The sequence below is a fragment of the Kitasatospora putterlickiae genome, from assembly GCF_039527695.1.
In the GTDB taxonomy this organism is placed as follows: domain Bacteria; phylum Actinomycetota; class Actinomycetes; order Streptomycetales; family Streptomycetaceae; genus Kitasatospora; species Kitasatospora putterlickiae.
Window position 1 is genome coordinate 59,885 of sequence record NZ_BAAAKJ010000021.1, and the last position, 3,051, is coordinate 62,935.

2 protein-coding genes are annotated in these 3,051 nt (G+C 70.9%); both read left to right on the forward strand.

Translation table 11 applies throughout. The features are described from left to right. The first annotated feature begins 326 nt into the window (after positions 1-326). On the forward strand, positions 327-1,955 hold the full coding sequence (pruA, locus tag ABD308_RS02800; RefSeq protein ID WP_344324940.1) for an L-glutamate gamma-semialdehyde dehydrogenase: 1,629 nt from the start codon (positions 327-329) through the stop codon (positions 1,953-1,955). Between the two features lie 137 nt (positions 1,956-2,092). Continuing rightward, a complete protein-coding gene (locus ABD308_RS02805) occupies positions 2,093-3,022 on the forward strand; it encodes a proline dehydrogenase family protein (RefSeq protein ID WP_344324943.1) in 930 nt (309 codons plus the stop codon). Positions 3,023-3,051 lie beyond the last annotated feature (29 nt).

The window sequence follows — 3,051 nt, forward strand, 5'->3', positions numbered from 1 at the left end:
CCTCGGGGTCGAGGATGGCGGCGTCCAGGACCGGGACGTCCAGCCCGTTCGGGGCGGCCTGGAGTTCGACGAGCGGCTCGCCGAGGGACATCAGCAGCTGCCGGAGCGGGAGGCCGGGGGTGGTCATGCGGGCTCCTCGGGGGCGTCCGGAGGGCGCTGGGGGGCTCACCGCCCGGATCCTTCATCCAAGCGGACAACGCCGTCCGGATGATTTTAGCCGTCCGGCCAATCAAGCGGGGCCCGGTGCAGGAATAGCGTTCGTCATGTGGCCGACGTGCGACCCGCGCCGGCATCCCCCCGCAAGAAACGAAGGAGAGCGTGCGCTCATGGACGCTGTGACCCAGGTCCCCGCGCCGGTGAACGAGCCGGTCCACAGCTACGCCCCGGGCAGCCCGGAACGGGCCCGTCTGGAGGCCAAGCTGAAGGAGCTGGGCGGCCAGGAGCCGGTCCAGCTGACCATGACGATCAACGGTGAGCGCCGGATGGGCGGCGGCACCGAGTTCCACGTCGTCCAGCCGCACAACCACGCGGCTCGGCTCGGCACCCTGCGCAACGCCACCCAGGCGGACGCGCAGGAGGCCATCGACACTGCCCTGGCCGCGGCTCCGGCCTGGCAGGCGCTCTCCTTCGACTCCCGCGCCGCGATCTTCCTGCGCGCCGCCGACCTGCTGGCCGGCCCCTGGCGCGAGACCCTGGCCGCCGCCACCATGCTCGGCCAGTCCAAGACCGCGCAGCAGGCCGAGATCGACACCCCCTGCGAGCTGGTCGACTTCCTGCGCTTCAACGTGCACTTCGCCCGCCAGATCATGGCCGAGCAGCCGATCTCCTCGGACGGCGTGTGGAACCGCAGCGACCACCGCCCGCTGGAGGGCTTCGTCTACGCGATCACCCCGTTCAACTTCACCGCCATCGCCGGCAACCTGCCGACCGCCCCGGCGCTGATGGGCAACGTGGTGCTGTGGAAGCCCTCGCCGACCCAGCAGTTCTCCGCGCACCTGCTGATGCAGCTGCTGGAGGCGGCCGGCCTGCCCAAGGGCGTCATCAACATGGTGACCGGCGACGGCCTGGACGTCTCCGCCGTCGCGCTGAAGCACCCGGCGCTCGCCGGCATCCACTTCACCGGCTCCACCGCCACCTTCCAGCACCTGTGGCGCGAGGTCGGCAACAACATCTCCGGCTACCGCACCTACCCGCGGATCGTCGGCGAGACCGGCGGCAAGGACTTCCTGGTCGCCCACCCGTCCGCCGACAAGGCCGTGCTGAAGACCGCGATGACCCGCGGCGCCTTCGAGTTCCAGGGCCAGAAGTGTTCCGCCCTGTCCCGCGCCTACGTCCCGGCCTCGATCTGGGCCGAGCTGAAGGACGAGTTCCGCGCCGAGGTCGACGGCCTCACCATGGGCGACGTCACCGACCTGTCGAACTTCATGTCGGCCGTCATCGACGAGCGCGCGTTCGCCAAGAACAAGGCCGCCATCGACCGCGCCCAGGCCGACCCCAAGGTCGAGGTCCTGGCCGGCGGCACCTACGACGACTCGGTCGGCTACTTCGTCCGCCCGACCGTCCTGGTCTGCGAGGACCCGGCGAGCGAGTACTTCCGCGACGAGTACTTCGGCCCGATCCTGGCCGTGTACGTCTACGAGGACGAGAAGTACGAGGAGATGCTGACCCAGATGGAGTCGGTGTCGGCCTACGGCCTGACCGGCGCGATCATCTCCCAGGACCGCGAGGCCGTGCAGCACGCGATGCTCAAGCTGCGCAACGCCGCCGGCAACTTCTACATCAACGACAAGCCGACCGGCGCGGTCGTCGGCCAGCAGCCGTTCGGCGGCGCCCGGGCCTCGGGCACCAACGACAAGGCCGGTGCCAAGCAGAACCTGACGCGGTGGACCTCGACCCGCTCGGTCAAGGAGACCTTCGTCCCGCCGACGGACTACCGCTACCCGCACATGGGCTGAGTGCCCCTCCCGGGACGAACGAGTCCCTGACGCCCCGGTCCCGCAGCCGGGCGCGTCCCACGGGCGGCGGACCCCACCCCCCGGTCCGCCGCCCGTCCTCTCTGCCACCCCAAGAAGCACCAGCTCCAGGAGTCACGATGCTCCGTTCCGCCCTCCTCGCGGCGTCCCGGTCCTCGCAGGTCCGCACCGTCGTCGAGAAGTTCCCGCCGACCCACGCGATAGTCGAGCGGTTCGTCGCCGGCGAGGCCCTCGACGACGCCGTCACCTCCTGTGACGACCTGGTCGCCACCGGCCGCAAGGTCACCCTGGACCACCTCGGCGAGGACACCCGCGACGCCGCCCAGGCCGCCGGCACCGCCGAGGCCTACGAGCACCTGCTCAAGGCGCTCAAGGAGACCGGCCTGGCCGCCGGCGCCGAGGTCTCGGTCAAGCTCTCGGCCGTCGGCCAGTTCCTCCCGGTGGACGGCGAGAAGATCGCCCTGGAGAACGCCCGCCGGATCTGCGCGGCCGCCGCCGACGCCGGCACCACGGTGACCCTCGACATGGAGGACCACACCACCACCGACTCCACCCTCGCCATCGCCCGCGAGCTGCGCGAGGACTTCCCCTGGCTGGGCGTCGTCCTCCAGGCCTACCTGCGCCGCACCGAGGACGACTGCCGCGAGTTCTCCGGCGCCGGCTCCCGCGTGCGCCTGTGCAAGGGCGCCTACAAGGAGCCCGAGTCGGTCGCCTTCCAGGGCAAGCACGAGGTCGACCTCGCGTACGTCCGCGCGCTCAAGATCCTGATGGCCGGCGAGGGCTACCCGATGATCGCCTCGCACGACCCCAACATGATCAAGATCGCCGGCCAGCTGGCCGAGTGGAACGGCCGCAAGCGCGACTCCTTCGAGTACCAGATGCTCTTCGGCATCCGCCCCGAGGAGCAGCTGCGCCTCGCCGGCGAGGGCAACACCATGCGCGTGTACCTCCCGTACGGCCAGGAGTGGTACGGCTACTTCATGCGCCGCCTCGCCGAGCGCCCGGCCAACCTCACCTTCTTCCTGCGCGCCATGGCCACCCGCGGCTGACGCACCCAGGCACCCCACGGCCCGCGCCC